14 protein-coding genes are annotated in these 16,861 nt (G+C 40.2%); 8 read left to right on the top strand and 6 right to left on the bottom strand.

Translation table 11 applies throughout. The features are described 5' to 3' along the window. Complete coding sequence (locus tag IWX76_RS01580) at positions 1–1,467, top strand: glutamate synthase subunit beta (protein ID WP_196858108.1); 1,467 nt, start codon at positions 1–3, stop codon at positions 1,465–1,467. A gap of 77 nt (positions 1,468–1,544) precedes the next feature. Here the strand turns inward: IWX76_RS01580 and IWX76_RS01575 are convergent, their stop codons facing one another. Both IWX76_RS01575 and IWX76_RS01570 read right to left on the bottom strand, forming a co-directional pair. After that, entirely contained in the window at positions 1,545–2,075 is a 531-nt protein-coding gene (locus tag IWX76_RS01575) for an RNA methyltransferase (protein WP_196858107.1), read from the bottom strand. Positions 2,076–2,090: 15 nt separating this feature from the next. Then, entirely contained in the window at positions 2,091–3,242 is a 1,152-nt protein-coding gene (locus tag IWX76_RS01570; protein ID WP_196858106.1) for a galactokinase, read from the bottom strand. Between the two features lie 84 nt (positions 3,243–3,326). On the opposite strand from IWX76_RS01570, the gene IWX76_RS01565 reads away from it, so the two are divergent. Continuing rightward, positions 3,327–4,364, top strand: a complete 1,038-nt coding sequence (locus IWX76_RS01565) for an aldose epimerase family protein (protein WP_196858105.1) — start codon at positions 3,327–3,329, stop codon at positions 4,362–4,364. On the opposite strand, the gene IWX76_RS01560 is transcribed toward IWX76_RS01565, so the two are convergent. The 4 genes from IWX76_RS01560 to IWX76_RS01545 form a co-directional block, all read right to left on the bottom strand. Beyond that, a complete protein-coding gene (locus IWX76_RS01560; protein ID WP_196858104.1) occupies positions 4,343–5,800 on the bottom strand; it encodes a sensor histidine kinase in 1,458 nt (485 codons plus the stop codon). The two genes, IWX76_RS01565 and IWX76_RS01560, sit on opposite strands and share 22 nt — an antisense overlap. Before the next feature lie 103 nt (positions 5,801–5,903). Next, positions 5,904–7,265, bottom strand: coding sequence for an MATE family efflux transporter (locus tag IWX76_RS01555; RefSeq protein WP_196858103.1), 1,362 nt, complete (start codon positions 7,263–7,265; stop codon positions 5,904–5,906). A gap of 27 nt (positions 7,266–7,292) precedes the next feature. Continuing rightward, positions 7,293–7,676 carry an AlbA family DNA-binding domain-containing protein gene (locus tag IWX76_RS01550; protein WP_196858102.1) on the bottom strand — a complete coding sequence of 128 codons (384 nt, stop codon included), beginning with the start codon at positions 7,674–7,676 and terminating at the stop codon, positions 7,293–7,295. 24 nt (positions 7,677–7,700) lie between these two features. After that, the gene (locus IWX76_RS01545) at positions 7,701–8,186 is read right to left on the bottom strand and encodes a DUF4442 domain-containing protein (protein WP_196858101.1); all 486 of its coding nucleotides are present in this window, start codon (positions 8,184–8,186) and stop codon (positions 7,701–7,703) included. Between the two features lie 89 nt (positions 8,187–8,275). On the opposite strand from IWX76_RS01545, the gene IWX76_RS01540 reads away from it, so the two are divergent. From IWX76_RS01540 to IWX76_RS01515, 6 genes are all read left to right on the top strand, one after another. Continuing rightward, positions 8,276–8,500 (top strand): coproporphyrinogen III oxidase, encoded by a 225-nt coding sequence (locus tag IWX76_RS01540; RefSeq protein WP_196858100.1) that lies wholly within the window; start codon positions 8,276–8,278, stop codon positions 8,498–8,500. A gap of 112 nt (positions 8,501–8,612) precedes the next feature. Beyond that, positions 8,613–9,509 (top strand): oxygen-dependent coproporphyrinogen oxidase, encoded by an 897-nt coding sequence (hemF, locus tag IWX76_RS01535; protein ID WP_196858099.1) that lies wholly within the window; start codon positions 8,613–8,615, stop codon positions 9,507–9,509. Positions 9,510–9,600: 91 nt separating this feature from the next. Beyond that, positions 9,601–12,216, top strand: a complete 2,616-nt coding sequence (gene gyrA, locus IWX76_RS01530; protein ID WP_196858098.1) for a DNA gyrase subunit A — start codon at positions 9,601–9,603, stop codon at positions 12,214–12,216. Between the two features lie 28 nt (positions 12,217–12,244). Further along, entirely contained in the window at positions 12,245–13,324 is a 1,080-nt protein-coding gene (locus tag IWX76_RS01525; protein ID WP_196858097.1) for a tetratricopeptide repeat protein, read from the top strand. 82 nt (positions 13,325–13,406) lie between these two features. Continuing rightward, positions 13,407–14,555 carry a tetratricopeptide repeat protein gene (locus tag IWX76_RS01520; protein WP_196858096.1) on the top strand — a complete coding sequence of 383 codons (1,149 nt, stop codon included), beginning with the start codon at positions 13,407–13,409 and terminating at the stop codon, positions 14,553–14,555. A 134-nt stretch (positions 14,556–14,689) separates the two neighbouring features. Then, positions 14,690–16,846 (top strand): FUSC family membrane protein, encoded by a 2,157-nt coding sequence (locus IWX76_RS01515; protein WP_196858095.1) that lies wholly within the window; start codon positions 14,690–14,692, stop codon positions 16,844–16,846. Positions 16,847–16,861 lie beyond the last annotated feature (15 nt).

Here is a 16,861-nt window from a genome sequence, read left to right as displayed (position 1 = left end):
ATGGGAAAAGTAACTGGATTTTTAGAATACGAGAGAACTGCTCCTGCGAAAGAAGATGCGAAAACGCGACTAAAACATTATAATGAATTCGTGCACCTTTACCATGCGGAGGAAATCAACAGGGAAGCTGCACGTTGCATGGACTGTGGTGTTCCGTTTTGTCAATCGGGATGCCCTCTTGGTAATGTTATTCCTGAATTTAACGATGCTGTATATCAAGCAGACTGGGAGGAAGCAACAGCTATCTTATTGAGCACAAATAACTTCCCTGAGTTTACTGGAAGGATTTGTCCGGCACCTTGTGAATCGGCTTGTGTATTGGGTATTAACAAATCGCCGGTATCCATTGAGGAAATTGAGAAACATATTATCGAAATGGCCTTTGCCAAAGGTTATATCAAAGCGGAAGAGCCGCTAATCAGAACAGGAAAAAAAGTAGCCATTATTGGTTCTGGTCCTGCTGGTTTGGCCGCTGCTGCGCAATTGAATAAAGCTGGTCACGAAGTAACCGTTTTTGAACGCGATGATACCCCTGGTGGTTTATTAAATTATGGTATTCCTGATTTTAAACTGCAGAAAGATGTAGTGACCAGAAGGATCAGCCTGATGGAAAAAGAAGGAATTCAGTTTAAATGTAACGCCAACGTGGGTGTAAACGTAGAGCTGAATACTTTATTAAGAGACTTTCAGTCGATTGTTTTAGCTGGTGGTTCTACCATTCCGCGCGACTTGAGCATCACCGGTCGTGATGCTGATGGCGTGCATTATGCCATGGACTTTTTAAAACAGCAGAACAAACGGGTACGTAATTTCAGCTTTGAGCAGGACCCAATTATGGCGACTGGTAAAGATGTGATCGTCATTGGTGGTGGTGATACGGGTTCTGATTGTGTTGGAACCTCCAACAGACAAGGTGCCAGATCGGTCATGCAGTTTGAAATCATGCCGATGCCAGGTCAGGCACGTACGCCGAATATGCCTTGGCCAACTTTCCCAATGTTGCTGAAAGTAACTTCTTCGCATGAGGAAGGCTGCAACCGTGCATGGGGTGTAAATTCTAAAGAGTTTATCAAAGATGAGTCTGGTAATTTAGTAGGTTTGAAAGTGGTTGATGTAGAATGGCAGATCGATGCCAACGGTCGTCCGGTTAATTTCACTGAAATTGCAGGTACAGAACGTGAATTGCCTTGTCAGCTGGTTTTATTAGCCATGGGTTTTCTTCACCCACAGAAAGAAGGTTTGTTAGAGAACCTGGGTATCGAATTGGATAACCGTGGGAATGTGAAAGCCGAAGAAGGAAAATACCAGACTAATATTGCAAAGATATTTGCTGCTGGTGATATGCGAAGAGGACAATCGTTAGTTGTTTGGGCGATATCTGAAGGTAGGGAAGCAGCACGTAAAGTGGATGAATACCTGATGGGATATAGTAAACTGGCTTGTAAAGACGGGATTCCTTACGCGTAAATAGTATAAATCTCGATAGAAAAAAGGGCCTGAATCAAATGATGATCAGGCCCTTTTTCATTGATAAATTTATGATTTTACAATTTCAGTTTGGCAAAGAAATCCCATAATACGATACCTGCGGAGATGACGATATTAAAGGAGTGTTTGGTGCCGAATTGTGGTATCTCGATACATTCATCGCACATGGCCATCACCTCATCACTGACCCCATCCACTTCGTTTCCGAAGATCAGCGCATATTTTTTAGTCATGTCTGGCTGGTAGGTATGCAGCATGGTGCTGTTTTTTGCCTGCTCAATGGCAATGATGGTATAACCTTGTTCGCGCAAGGTGGTCACAGCAGCAGTGGTTTCTTCCACATGTTCCCAATCTACAGAAGCGGTAGCCCCTAAAGCGGTTTTCTCAATCTCCCGGTGTGGTGGGTTAGCGGTAATGCCACATAACACTAACTTCTCTATGGCGAAACCGTCGCCTGTTCTGAATACAGAACCTACGTTGTGCATGCTCCGTACATTATCTAAGATCACGACAACAGGTAGTTTTTCCTGTTCTTTAAAAGCCTCCACACTTACCCTGTTCAGGTCTTCTAACTTTAACTTTTGCATGGTACAAAAGTAGAATTAAATTGTTGATGCACCATTCCCGATATCACTAAAGTAAACTTCAGGTGCATAACCCACTTTTTCTTCGTAATAAGGGGTGATTTTAGCAACGAAATCATCTTCATATCCCTTTGCTAGAAAGGCGATGGCACAGCCACCAAAACCGGCACCAGTCATTCTTGCGCCCACTACATGTGGGTACTGCGCACAAAATTCCACTACCGTGTCTAATTCCTCTCCTGAAACTTCATATAAGTCTTTTAAAGATTGGTGAGAAGCATACATTAAACGGCCGAAATCCTCAAAATTATCTTCGCTTAAAGCTTTGGCGGCCAAAGTTACTCTGTCATTTTCTGTAATGACATGGGTGGCACGTTTTAAGATGACTGGATCTGTAATGAGATGGGAGTGAAGGGCAAATTTATCTGCAGTTAACTCGCAAAGGTTGTTTAAAGTAATTTCCTGGTTAAGCTGTGCTAAGGCGGTCTGGCATTCAGCGACCCGCTCATTGTATTTAGATTCTGATAATTTACGTGGTTTGTTGGTGTTGATGATGGCCAGTACATAATCGCCTGGTTTACAATCGACCAACCTGTACTTTAGGGTATCGCAATTCAATACGATAGCTTTGTTTTTCTCACCGAAAGTAACGGCAAACTGGTCCATGATGCCACAGTTAACACCAATAAATTCGTTCTCTACTTTTTGGGCAAGTAAGGCAATTTCTTGGCGACTGTAACCCAGGTCAAACTGCTCATTAAGTGCATAGGCGGTGATGACTTCAATGGACGCGGATGAAGATAGTCCTGAAGCGACTGGGATATTACCGTAAAAAAGAAGGTCAAGCCCGGTAGTTATTTTTTTAGTTTTTAGGATCTCGTTAAACACACCTAATGGGTAATTAAACCATTCACTGCCGGTTTTTGTATAACTTGAGGCTAAGGGAAAGGACTGTTCCTCCGAAAAATTTAAACTTTTAAACCTGATCACCTGATCTTGATTTGGCGCAACAACCAGCCAGGTACCTAAAGTAACTGCACAAGGCATGACCAGTCCTCCGTTATAATCGATGTGTTCCCCAATTAGATTAACCCGTCCGGGTGTAAAATAGGTGGCGGTGGCTTGCTGTTGGTAATGCGCAAAGAATTTATCTGATAATTCGGTTTTCATTATAAAAGTTTAAATTAAGTTGTTGTTTTTTATAAAGTAATGTATAGTATTGTCCATCCTATAAATACAGCCCAATATACCAATATGAAAGCAAACCTAATAAAGACCGGCCATGTAATTGGCGGAAAAGATGTATACGCCGTTGAACTTATTAATAATCACGGCACTTATGTTAAAATTTACAACTATGGAGCAATAATCAGCAATTTTATTGTAGTGAATGCGCATGGAGAAAAGCAGGATATTGTATTGGGCTTTGACGACTTAGCAGGTTATTTGACAGACGATTACTTACTTAAATATCCTTACCTGGGTGCAGTGATTGGTCGTTATGCAAATCGAATTAAAGGTGGTCAGTTTACCATAGACGGGAAGGCCTATCAGGTTACTGACGACCGCGGTAAAGACAGTCTGCATGGTGGTAATGTGGGTTTTGATAAAGTGGTGTGGGACATTCTACCCACCATTGATCCTAGTTTGACACTGCAATATGTGAGTCCGGCAGGTGAACAGGGTTTCCCGGGAAACCTGACCATCCAGCTGACTTTTAAACTGACGGACGATAATGAGCTGATTTTAGACTTTAAGGCAGACACCGATGAAGCAACAGCGATTAACCTTACCCACCATGGCTATTTTAATTTAGCCCCAAAGGGAGGTTCTGTGGCGAAACATGTACACCACATGCCTGCGAGTTATTACCTGGAGCAAGATGATAACTTTGTGGTGACTGGCAACTTGATTCCTGTACAAGGCACCCCACATAACTTCCTTGGCGCTAAAGAAATTGGGGCAGACTGGAATGCACAAACGGGTTACGACCAGACTTATGTGTTGGATAAAGATGCTGGCGAATTGACACTGGCATCAGAAACATGGGAAGAGACGAGTGGATTGAAGTTATCTGTTTATACCACTGAACCTGTAGCACATTTTTATACCGCCATTTCACTGGAGGTAAAGGATGGTAAAGATGGTCTTCATTATGGTCCTGCAGAAGCTTTTTGTGTAGAAACGCAGCACCATCCAAATGGCATCAATATCCCTGAGTTTCCATCCACGACTTTACGTCCTGGCGAAACCTATAAACAAACAACGATTTATAAAGTAGAACACAGGTAGTTTTCTGTGTGCGGAATTTCGACATTCGAAATATGAGGGATGGTAAAGGTGATCGTTGTACCGGTGCCTTCCTCACTTTCTACTTGTAATGTTCCCTGGTGTTTCTGAATAAAGTCATGACACAATATAAGTCCTAATCCGGTTCCCGTTTCATTGTTAGTGCCGGTAGAGGTAATCTTTTTATCGATTTTAAACAGATTGTCCATTATCTTTTTGGTCATTCCAATGCCGTAATCGCGCACGGATATGGTAATGAACTGCTGTTGGAGCAGCTCGTCATAATATTCACCTGAAGCGATCTCTACTTTACCGAAATTAGGCGTAAATTTAATGGCATTGGACAAGAGGTTTCTGATAATGGTATTCACCATATCAAGGTCTGCACTGGTTTTAAGGGTTTTGTTAACCTCGTTAATTATCGTAATATCCTTATGTGCGGCCACGATATGAAGCAACGCAATGTTGTTTTCGATCACCTCATGCAATGCCATGTTCACCGGTTTAAAAGTGAGGGTTCCCATATGGTTTCTGGACCACAACAACACATTTTCCAATAGTTTTCCTGTTGTGCTTAAGCTATTTTGCAGCAGTCCGTACATCCGTTTACGCTCCTTTTCATCCTCATCAAATAAACCATCTTTCAGGTGCTCTGTTAAGGCAAGTGTAGAAGATATGGGCCCCCGGAGGTCGTGTGCAAGTATGGCAAAAAATTTGTCTTTACTGTTATTGACTTTCTCCAGTTGCTCCGAACTATTTACGAGTTCCTGGTAATTTTCTTTTAAAGTTTCCTGCTGGCTTCTGATGATATGGCTTTGCTTAAAGCGGATGGTATTTGTTCGCCATTGCGTGATAGACAAACCGAAACATACTACAATGGTCGCAAAACCTTCACTGATGTTAACCAGCCGAAGCATGGGGTCAACCTGATTTTGCACTACGCCAAAATAATAGACCAGCATGAGGATGGATAAATATACGGTGATACGCCAGGGATTGATGAGTAACATTAAAGAACAAATGATGCACCCTAGTATAAACGAAGTGATGGATGAAGTAACGTTCTGATCAAAAATGGTGGTCAGGGCACCCCACAAGGTGATCATGAAAAAGACCACATGTGGGACGTATTTACCAACAAAGTCTTTCCAATTGGAGTTTAAATAACTTCCAACCAATAAAAAAAGGTTCAAAATAGACAATAGAAGGATAACCTGGTTAACGGTGATGATATTTCTAATGGATGCAGCCTGGGCAACAGACACTGTATAATCATCTTGAAAGAGCAGCATTAAATCGAATGCAGATACGAACATGCTTAAGCCCATTAGCACCAAAGACCTTAATATATTAGTCTCCCGCACTTCATTTTGTATGATGAGCCGGTCGAGAGGATTTGTACCTATATGTTTTCGAAGTAACGTGTATATTCTGAGCATGAAGAGGTTACAACAAATTTATCAATTAAAATGAAATTTGCTGTAACTTCTAAAAATTTATTTTCTTATACTATTATTCTTTTGGCTTAACTCATAATTTAAGTTAATTTTTTTCCTCCAGATGCCTTGTTTTCTTTTGAAAGCGTATAAACAGGAATATAGATGCGCTGAGCAAACCAACGGTTAGGCCATACCAGATGCCATTTACACCCCAGCCTAAAGTAATTCCCAATAGGTATCCTAAAGGTATTCCTACTACCCAATAGGCAACGAAAGTGATTAATGTGGGTACATTCACATCACCAATACCCCTTAAGACGCCAAGGCCTACAACCTGGGTTCCATCAAATAACTGGAAAAAGCCTGCTATAATTAATAATTGTGCAGCAATGGCTATTACCGCCTTGTCTTCCGTATAAATATATGGTAACAAGTTATTGGCTACGATAAAAAGTATAGCGGTTAAACTCATAAACATGATGATGACATGGTAACTGGCTACTGCCGACCGCCGCAGGTCTGTGAAACTACCTTTACCCAGGTTGTTACCCGTTTTAATGGTGGCTGCTGATGCAATGCCTGTTGCCAGCATATAAGTGATGGCGGCCAGGTTAATGGCCACCTGATGGGCAGCTTGTTCAATGGCACCAATGGTACCAATCAATATGGCGGCGCCACTGAAAGCACTTATTTCAAATGCATATTGTAAAGCTACCGGAGCACCGATTTTAAAGATCTTTTTAACGATGGCTAAATTGAGCAGCCTGAGTTTAAAGGACTGGAGATACGGTTTGAAATGTTGTGACCTGAACACATAAATGCCCATGACTAAAGCCATCAGAATCCTGTCAACCAGTGTGCTGATGCCAACACCTACAACACCCATTGGGGCAATGCCAAACATCCCTTTAACCAGGATAACGCCCAGCACAATATTGATCAGGTTACCCCAGATGGATACAAACATGGCTTGTTTGGTAAAACCCAATCCTTCTGCAAATTGCTTAAAGGTTTGGAAAATCATGAGGGGGATAATGGATATACCCAGGTAGGCCAGGAAAGGTTTTGCATAGGCTACTACTTCTGGCGACTGGTCCAGGTGGTCGATGATGGAAAGTGTTCCAAAATGTACAAAGCCATACAGCAGAATACCTGTAGTCAGGTTGATAATTAAACTGTTGACTAATAACGTGCCGCAGGAAGCATAATCTTTACGACCATTATCTCTGGCAATTAATGGCGTTAAGCCGTAGGCGATACCGAGCCCAAGAACCAGGACCAGCATAAATATGCTGTTAACCAGGGATACGGCAGCTAACTGTGTGGTGCCTGCAAAATGACCCACAATGACGCTATCGGCCATGTGGACAATGGTATGGCCTAATTGTGAAACCACAATAGGCATGGCCAATCTTAAATTATCTGTATAATAAGGCTTGTATTTAGTATATAACGATTGTAGCATATTTTGAAATAATCGGCGAATCTACATTTATTTACACAATATACTCTTGTCGTTTACCCTAAAGTATTTGCCCCAGTTCTTGTTTTCGTCAAGGGCGTAATGTGGCCCCGTGTCACTGGCACTGATATGCACCACCAACACCAGTTTGCCTTCTACCTTGATTTCTTCAAAGGAATGCCCTATGGCCGGTTTGCAGTATTGGTTAGCAGATTTGGAAATCATGTAACGTTCCTCATCTTCAGATTTTACTCCTTTAATGGAGCCATCATCGGCAACGCCAATTAAAAGTTGGCCACCCATATTATTAGCAAAGGCAACGAGTGTACGTGCTATTTTTTCGACGCTGGTGATGGTGGTTTTAAAATCGACCATGGTTCCTTCGCCTTGCAAAATTATCTTTCTGATATTCATCGCCATTTGCACTAAGTCATGATATTAATAGGCTACAACCTGTTTTTCTCCATGGTGCAGGTTTCTTACATAAACCTCATTGGTTACCGTTGCACATACCTCACCAGATTTGTCTGTAATTTCCATGGGGTAAGCTTTTACAAATTTGCCGGTTAGGGTTAAGGCTTCTACGGCCTCAGCTAACATCTGGTCGGTGATCACTACCGTAAAAAACAAATCACCGCGCCCAGGTTTAAGGTATTGAATGGAAGCGCTTTTTAACCAGACCCGGTTTTTATAGCCTTTCCTTTGCAATAACTGGTCGAACAGAAGGGCATAAAATGGATCTGTAGCGCCGTAAATGGTGCCGCCATAAATAGAACCGTTGTAATTTTTATTAAATAAACTCTTGTTAATTTTCACGTCTACGCCCCTGAAACCGGGGTGAAATCTCTTTATCCATATCCTTTGGAACAAAAACGGTGGGTATAAACATAGGGCCCATTTAAGGGTAGTTTCAGATACAATCATGGTGTTTAAAGATCAGAAACATTATTGAATTTTTGAAAAACTATTTAATGCATGTGATGTTCTCTATTTAAATTAAAGACATAAAACTTATGAAAAGAACATTTCTAAGTCTTGCTGTAGTCGGTTCATTTGTTATTGCCACTACAGCATGCAATTCTACCCGTAATGCTTCTGATACCAGGGATAGTACGGCGATGGATTCAACAATGAACACCCCGACAACAGACACTACCACCACCAGTAAAACGACCAGTACGATGGACACGACCAAAACGACCATGCCACCAGACACCACCACAAGGCAAACTATGTAATGTACAGCAAAAAAAAGCTATCCAAAAGGGGTGGCTTTTTTTGTACTGTCAAACAATTGTACTATCTCTAATTATTAAGAACGAAGGCAAAGTTTAGGGTTAACTTTGAATTATGATTTTCAAAGAACAAGTTGCCGAAGCATATAAGATAATACAGGACGAGATTTGTGAGGCGTTGGAAACAGCCGATGGCGGTTCCAGATTTGAGGAAGAGTTATGGGAACGTGAAGGTGGTGGCGGTGGCCGCACCAGGGTGTTCCAGGAAGGTAATGTAATTGAAAAAGGTGGAGTTAACTTTTCTGCCGTACATGGTGTTCTTCCAGAATCTGTGCGGAAAGCATTTAAAGTAGAAAGCCAGGAGTTTTTTGCTACAGGGGTTTCCATAGTGTTGCACCCTAAAAATCCTTTTGTACCCATCATCCATATGAACATTAGGTATTTTGAAATGGATGAACAAACCAGGTGGTTTGGTGGAGGAATTGATTTGACCCCGCATTATGTGATTGACACGGATGCCCGCTATTTTCATCACCTGCTGAAAAATACTTGTGATGAATTTAATCCTGATTTCTATCCTAAATTTAAAAAACAGGCTGATGACTACTTTTTCATCAAACACCGCGCTGAAACCAGAGGTATTGGCGGTGTTTTCTATGACCGGTTAAGGCCTAATAACACCCAAATGGATTACCAGCAAATTTTAGACTTCTCGCTGGCCCTTGGCCGCACATTTGCCCCCATCTATACTGAACTGATTGACCGTAACAGAGATACGGAATATACCCCTGAACATCAGGAGTGGCAATACCTACGCCGAAGCCGCTACGCTGAATTTAACCTGGTTTATGATTCAGGAACAAAGTTTGGACTGGAAACCAATGGACGTATAGAATCGATATTAATGAGTTTGCCTCCGCTTGCCAAATGGATTTATAATTTTCAACCAAAAGAAAATACGCCAGAAGCAGAGACCACCAGTAAACTTATCAAAGGAATTAACTGGGTTTAACATTTTTTGGGGTTAAACAGCATTATTTTCTTAAATTCGCAAGGTTATAACAATACCTTATTTATATCGTTTTTATACGAACATTTAATTTATGGCAGAAGATTTAGAAAATCAGGAAAACGACAAGATTATTAAAATTAATATAGACGAGCAGATGAAGTCTGCTTATATCGATTATTCGATGTCTGTTATAGTTTCAAGAGCTTTACCTGATGTACGTGACGGCTTAAAACCTGTACACCGCCGGGTGTTATATGGTATGCTTGATCTGGGATTAGCAAACAATAGACCTTATAAAAAATCAGCACGTATCGTTGGAGAGGTGCTCGGTAAGTATCACCCCCATGGTGATTCGTCCGTATACCTAACCATGGTCAGGATGGCGCAAGAATGGAGTTTGCGTTATTTAATGGTAGAAGGCCAGGGAAACTTTGGTTCAATTGATGGTGATTCACCTGCAGCAATGCGTTATACGGAAGCAAGATTTCAAAAGATTGCGGAAGATATGCTTGCCGACATCAATAAAGATACTGTTGATTTCCAATTAAACTTCGATGATTCCTTACAGGAACCAACCGTATTACCGTCAAAAGTTCCAAACTTATTAATTAATGGTGCATCGGGTATTGCAGTGGGTATGGCTACAAATATGCCACCACATAACATTACCGAGGTTATTAATGGTACCATTGCTTATATTGAAAATACCGAAATCACCATACCAGAATTAATGAAGTTTATAAAAGCACCTGATTTTCCTACAGGAGCAATTATTTATGGTTATTCTGGCGTTCAGGATGCATTCGAAACTGGCAGAGGCCGTATTGTGATGCGTGCGAAAGCGGAAATTGAAACACATAAAGAACGGGAAACCATTATTGTTACCGAAATACCTTACCAGGTAAACAAGGCCATGATGATTGAACGTACCGCCGAATTGGTTGGGGAGAAGAAAATTGATGGTATTTCGAACATTAAAGATGAGTCGAATAAAGATGGTATCCGTATCGTTTATGAAATTAAACGTGATGCCAATGCGGCTATCGTTCTTAATAACCTGTTTAAACAAACGGCATTACAGACTTCTTTTAGTGTAAATAACATTGCCCTGGTTAAAGGAAGACCAGAAATGTTAAACTTGAAAGACCTGATCAGGCATTTTGTTGACCACAGACATGAAGTGGTGGTTCGCCGTACCAAGTTTGAATTAAACGAAGCACAAAAAAGAGCACACATTCTGGAAGGTTTATTAATTGCCCTTGATCATATTGATGAGGTGATTAAATTAATCCGTGCTTCCAATACTCCGGAAGAAGCCAGAACTGGTTTAATGGACCAGTTTAACTTAAGTGATCTTCAGGCACGTGCCATTTTAGATATGACTTTACGTCGTTTAACTGGTCTGGAACGCGATAAAATTAAAGAAGAATACGAAGAATTAATGAAAACCATCGAATACCTGCAATCGATCTTAAATGATGAAGGTCTAAGAATGCAGATCATTAAGGATGAGTTGAATGAAATGATGACTAAGTATGGTGACGAACGTAGAACACAAATCGTTCACTCTGCTGAAGACATGAGCATGGAAGACTTCATCGAAGATGAGGACGTAGTGATTACCATTTCTCGTGAAGGTTATATTAAACGTACGCCTGCTACAGAGTACAGAACACAAGCCAGAGGTGGTAAAGGTTCTAAAGGAAGTGATTCTAGAAGTGAGGACTTTATTGAACATTTATTGATCGCTTCTAACCATAATTACATGCTTTTCTTCACAGAAAGCGGTCGTTGTTTCTGGTTAAGGGTTTATGAAATTCCTGAAGGTTCTAGACTAAGTAAAGGAAGAGCAATACAGAACATTATCAATATTCCTAAAGAAGAGAAGATTAAGGCCTATATCAAGGTGAAGAACTTGAAAGACCAGGATTACCTGGAGAATAACTTCATCATCATGTGTACTAAAAAAGGTACAATTAAAAAGACCTCTTTAGAAGCTTATTCTCGTCCAAGAGTAAATGGTATCAATGCGATTAACATTAATGAAGGTGATCAGTTATTAGAAGCCAGCTTAACCAGTGGTAACAGTGAAATTGTAATGGCCTTACGTTCAGGACGTGCGATTCGCTTCAACGAATCAACGGTTAGACCAATGGGTAGAACGGCCACAGGTGTGAGAGGTGTTACCTTAGCACATGACAAAGATGAAGTTGTTGGTATGATTGCTGTAGATAATGCAGAGGCAACTATTTTAGTGGTTTCTGAAAAAGGATATGGTAAACGTACGGATATCGACGATTATCGCGTTACTAACAGAGGTGGTAAGGGTGTTAAAACCATTAGCATTACGGAGAAAACGGGTGATTTAATCGCGATTAAGAACGTTACTGACGCTGATGATTTGATGATTATCAATAAATCAGGCATCGTAATCAGAATTGTGGTGAGTGGTTTAAGGGTGATGGGTAGAGCAACACAAGGTGTCCGTTTGATTAATTTAAAAGGAAATGACGCCATTGCATCTGTAGCCAGAATTGACCATGAGGATGACGAAGAAATAGATGAATCCGTTTTAGTAGATGCTGAAACTGCTGACGCAGAAGTTTTGGAAGCAGGTGCAGAGCCATCTGTTGAAGACGAAAAAGCGGATGATGCTGAAGAGACCGCAGAAGATGGGGAAGCCGAAGACGAAGAAGAAAACAATTAATAAATAAGTATAAACAAAATCATAGAAAATGAAAAAAGTACTTTTTAGCATACTATTAATAGGAGCAGGCACCCTTGCTCATGCACAAAAAAGTGAGGTTGCAGCAGCAAAAAAGGAGTGGGGCATGTTCCAGCTTCTTAGCGCAAATCAGCCGCTTGATAAATCTTTGGCAGCTTTAAACGCTGGTTTGAAACGCACCGATGCTGCGATTGCACATGAAAAATCTAAAGATTTGCCAGAAGCATGGTCTTACCGCGCTTTATTTGCATCGGCTATTGCGGTGTCTGATACGGTAAACGTGGAAAATTCAATTGCCAATCAGAAATTAGCTGAAGAAGCTATTGCTAAAACAAAACAATTGGATACCAAAGGTGATGAAAAAGAAAACCTGGCTACTGCAGAGTTAAACCTTAACAATGCATTAAAAGTAAGGGCTTTCACAGCTTACAACAAACAGGATTTCGCTTCTGCATTGAAATACTTCAATGAAGTGACAGAGAAAAACCCTAATGATACAGCCATGTACTTAAATGCTGGTATCATGGCGAGGAACCTTAAAAACCATCCGGAAACGATTAGAAACTTTAAAAAGGTGATCAGCTTTAACGCTCCAAATGCAAAAGATTTGTATTTAGAGGTGATTAACCTGAACCTGGCTGAAGTGAAAGATACGGTAGCTGCTATGGAAGTTTTGAAAGAAGCTTCAGCAAAGTTTCCTGATGAAATGAGTTTCATTCAAACAGAAGCGCAATTATACATTAACAAAGGTGATATTGCTAAATCTGAAGAGATGTTAGACAAGTTAATCGCAAAAGAGCCGACTAACTCTGTTTATCAGTACCTAAAAGGTGATGTTTATTACCTTCAGGCAGTAGAGCTTCAAGGTCAAAAAAACAAGCTTGATCCGAAAAATGTAAAAGAAGGAAATGCAATCAGCACCAAAATGGCTGGTTTGTTAGACAAAGCATTACCTTTCTATTTAAAAGCAGCTGAACTTGATCCGAAATCTGCTTCTGCTTTAGAAGCCTTGAAAAGGATTTATGCCTTTAAAAATGATACTGCAAAGTATGATGAAGTGAGTGCTAAATTGAAAGCTTTAACACCATAAATCACAGAATGATAGTTTAAAAAAGAGGGATAAGTTTTATCCCTCTTTTTTTTTGTATATTTTTGCCTTAAAACAGAACCTGATGAAACATAGATCCTTTATTATATTTGTCGCCACCTTATTTATTTCCTTCCAGGCTTTTAGTCAGAAAAGCCAAATGAAAATAGCCCAAAATACGGTGGGTAAACTTCAGGCAGCCATTGTTGATGGCAAGAATGAAACGGACCAGTTAAAGGTAATTGGAGAGGGGATTAAAGCTGTTGAAAATGCCCAAAAGGATAGGAGAACAAAGAATTGGCCGGAGACCTGGGCCATTAAAGCTTACCTCAGTTCTTACATCTCGCTGATCGATGAAAATGAATCCAATGCTGATAAATATTATAATGAAGCCGTGTTGGCCTTAGATACCGCAGAAAAACTGGACCGTTTTGAGAACAACAACTCATTAATTGCTGCAGCAAACTATAACCTGGTACTTAGGAAACAGGAAAAAGCCAATACAGCATTCAAAAATAACGAGTTTAAGGTCGCTTTTAACCTGCTGAAGGAAGTAAGTGACTATTTCCCAACCGACACTACACTAGCCATTAACACGGGTTTAAGCGCCCAAAGTATTAATGATTATGATCATGCACTTTACTACTATAAAAGAGCAAAAGACAACGGTGCCGGTAACCCGACTTTATTTCAATCCGTTGCCAGTATCTATACCTCAAAGTTTGAAAATGACCTGGCTATCCAAGCTTTGGAAGAAGGATTAATTAAAAACCCATATAATACATTCATTAATAACGATTACATTAACTTGTTGATTGACAGCGAGAAATACGATAAAGCGATTAAAGCGATCGATAAAACTTTAAATGTAGACAACCAAAATAAACTGCTTTATTTCTTGTATGGGTATTTACACCAGCAAAAAGACAAAAACACCACCGCTGAATTGTCCTATAAAAAAGCACTTGACCTGGACCAGAATTACTTTGATGCTTTGTATCAATTGGGCATCGCTTATGTAGACATGGCTAATTCTTCACTTAAACTGACTGATTCAACGGAGCGGACGGCTACCTATACAGCTAATATTAACCGCGCGGAGCTCACGTTGTTACAAGCTTATGAAATCAATCCTAATGACAAAGGAACAGCACAGTTACTCATTGATATCAATACCAGGAAAAACAGATTAGATAAAGTACAGGAACTGAAGCGTAAATTGGAAGAATTCTAAAATAGGACTGTTCAACTATGATATTTTGGATCATACTTAACATAATATTAATTATGGCGACTAAATAATTTTTTATTTACTGGCCTTTGAAAATCTCAACTACTCATCAATTATCCTGTTTTCTCTGAACCCACATGTTTCATAAGCCGCTTCGAAGCATTCAAGATTTTTTATTAGGTACATATTTCGCTGAAGGTATACGAATAACCATTGGCGTATTGTGTCCGTCACTGATTCTTGCTCAATTTGGCTTGTTGACATTAGGAATGGCCTTGTCGTTGGGTGCGCTTTGCGTAAGTGTTGTGGATTCGCCGGGACCCATTGTACACCGTAGAAATGCAATGATCTTTACGACCGTATTGATTTTCGTGCTTTCTTTTCTGGTTGGATTAACGAATCAAAATCTATATTTCATTGGCATATTACTGCCGCTTGGGTGTTTTATATTTTCCATGTTTTCGGTTTACGGCATGCGTGCTGGTGCCATTGGGACAGCGGCGCTGTTGGTCATTGTACTCAGTGTTGATGATGTTCGCCCTTGGCAGGAAGTTTCCTTGCATGCAGTTTTAATTCTGGCTGGCGGCACCTGGTACACCATATTGAGTTATTTCATCTATAGACTTAGGCCATATCGGCTGGCCCAGCAAAACCTGAGTGAATCCATCTATGAGGTTTCGTCATTTCTACGCGCTAAAGCTACGTTTTACCGTGAAAATGTAGACTACGATGCGAACTATGCCAAATTATTGCAACTACAAGTGCATGTGCATGAAAAACAAGATGCGGTTAGAGAAGTTTTGTTTAAAACCCGTGAAATTATTCGTGATTCCACACCAGAAGGACGGTTTTTACTGCTCGTTTTTGTAGATATGGTCGATTTGTTCGAACAAATTATGTCTACTTATTATAATTACAGGCGTTTACATGAGCAATTTGATTCTTCAGGAATTCTTAAACATTATGAGATTGTCATCAACCAAATTGCTGATGAATTGGATAACCTGGCTTTTGCCTTAAAAACTGGAGGTACTCCTCTCCTGCCTAAGCAGTTGATTGCGGAAGTGGCCAGCCTAAAATCAAGAATTACAGCGTTTGAGGCAGATAGCGAAGCTAGAAAGTATAACACCTTAGGCATCTTAGCCTTAAAGAATATTGAGGTTAATATTGAGAATATTTTATCCAGGGTAGTTACTATAAATGGTTATTTCAATAAAAAGGAAAAGAAAAACCTGGTGACCGGAAAGATTGATACCGACAAATTTATTTCCCATCAAACTATCGATTTTAAATTGATGCTTGAGAATTTGACATTTAAATCCTCAATATTCAGGCATTCCCTTAGGGTGGCCATTGTGATGTTTATTGGCTTTGTGGTCTCAAAAGCACTCCCATTTTCTCACAGTTATTGGATACTATTGACCATCCTGGTGATCTCCAAACCGGGTTTTAGTCTGACTAAACAACGAAACTATCACCGTATTATAGGGACGGTGGTTGGTGCCCTGGTTGGTGTAGCGGTTTTAACTTATATACATGACAAAAACGCTTTGTTTGTGGTCCTCCTCATCTGCATGATTGGATGTTACAGTTTCCAGCGTTTAAATTACGTAGTAAGCGTTCTTTTCATGACGCCCTATATATTAATCCTTTTCAATTTCCTGGGGATGGGAAGCCTTAGTATGGCTAGTGAGCGCATCATTGACACCTTAATTGGATCTGGAATTGCTCTGTTTGCAAGTTATTCCTTGTTTCCTAATTGGGAACATGAGAAACTAAAAGAAGCGATGATGGCGACATTATCAGCTAATGCCACCTATTTCAAAAAAGTTACGCAGCTCTATTTTGAAAATAACGAAAACCTAACAGACTACAAACTTGCCCGTAAGGAAGTATACGTGACGTCATCCAATCTGACATCCTTGTTTCAACGGATGTTTTCTGAACCTAAAAGCAAACAGGTGCTCATGAAGGAAATGCATCAGTTTACAGCGCTAAACCATTTACTCTCCTCGTATGTAGCCACCCTTTCCTTATACCATAAGGAACACGGTATGGCTTTTAAAGATTTCCAAGAGTTTAATCCTGTCATTAACAACACACTTTACCTGATCAACCTGTCTAATGATAATTTAGTTACACATAAAGAGGAGATCAGTAATGTTCCGCTCATCAGGTTAAAAACTGAAAACAATGAACCAGATGGAGATGGTGAATTGGTTACGGAGCTGCTGAGCCTGATCCAAAAGGTGGCCTACGATATCTATAAGCTGACTGAAAGGATAAAAATATAAAACTATCAATAGCCC

Source organism: Pedobacter sp. CAN_A7 (assembly GCF_015752175.1).
Taxonomy (GTDB): domain Bacteria; phylum Bacteroidota; class Bacteroidia; order Sphingobacteriales; family Sphingobacteriaceae; genus Pedobacter.
This window is presented reverse-complemented; position numbering and strand designations above follow the sequence as displayed.

What these genes read in the sequence shown, in the direction of transcription:
- IWX76_RS01580 (WP_196858108.1), top strand. Translation starts at nt 1, where the DNA reads ATGGGAAAAGTAACTGGATTTTTAGAATACGAGAGAACTGCTCCTGCG.
- IWX76_RS01575 (WP_196858107.1), bottom strand. Translation starts at nt 2,075, where the DNA reads ATGCAAAAGTTAAAGTTAGAAGACCTGAACAGGGTAAGTGTGGAGGCT.
- IWX76_RS01570 (WP_196858106.1), bottom strand. Translation starts at nt 3,242, where the DNA reads ATGAAAACCGAATTATCAGATAAATTCTTTGCGCATTACCAACAGCAA.
- IWX76_RS01565 (WP_196858105.1), top strand. Translation starts at nt 3,327, where the DNA reads ATGAAAGCAAACCTAATAAAGACCGGCCATGTAATTGGCGGAAAAGAT.
- IWX76_RS01560 (WP_196858104.1), bottom strand. Translation starts at nt 5,800, where the DNA reads ATGCTCAGAATATACACGTTACTTCGAAAACATATAGGTACAAATCCT.
- IWX76_RS01555 (WP_196858103.1), bottom strand. Translation starts at nt 7,265, where the DNA reads ATGCTACAATCGTTATATACTAAATACAAGCCTTATTATACAGATAAT.
- IWX76_RS01550 (WP_196858102.1), bottom strand. Translation starts at nt 7,676, where the DNA reads ATGAATATCAGAAAGATAATTTTGCAAGGCGAAGGAACCATGGTCGAT.
- IWX76_RS01545 (WP_196858101.1), bottom strand. Translation starts at nt 8,186, where the DNA reads ATGATTGTATCTGAAACTACCCTTAAATGGGCCCTATGTTTATACCCA.
- IWX76_RS01540 (WP_196858100.1), top strand. Translation starts at nt 8,276, where the DNA reads ATGAAAAGAACATTTCTAAGTCTTGCTGTAGTCGGTTCATTTGTTATT.
- hemF (WP_196858099.1), top strand. Translation starts at nt 8,613, where the DNA reads ATGATTTTCAAAGAACAAGTTGCCGAAGCATATAAGATAATACAGGAC.
- gyrA (WP_196858098.1), top strand. Translation starts at nt 9,601, where the DNA reads ATGGCAGAAGATTTAGAAAATCAGGAAAACGACAAGATTATTAAAATT.
- IWX76_RS01525 (WP_196858097.1), top strand. Translation starts at nt 12,245, where the DNA reads ATGAAAAAAGTACTTTTTAGCATACTATTAATAGGAGCAGGCACCCTT.
- IWX76_RS01520 (WP_196858096.1), top strand. Translation starts at nt 13,407, where the DNA reads ATGAAACATAGATCCTTTATTATATTTGTCGCCACCTTATTTATTTCC.
- IWX76_RS01515 (WP_196858095.1), top strand. Translation starts at nt 14,690, where the DNA reads ATGTTTCATAAGCCGCTTCGAAGCATTCAAGATTTTTTATTAGGTACA.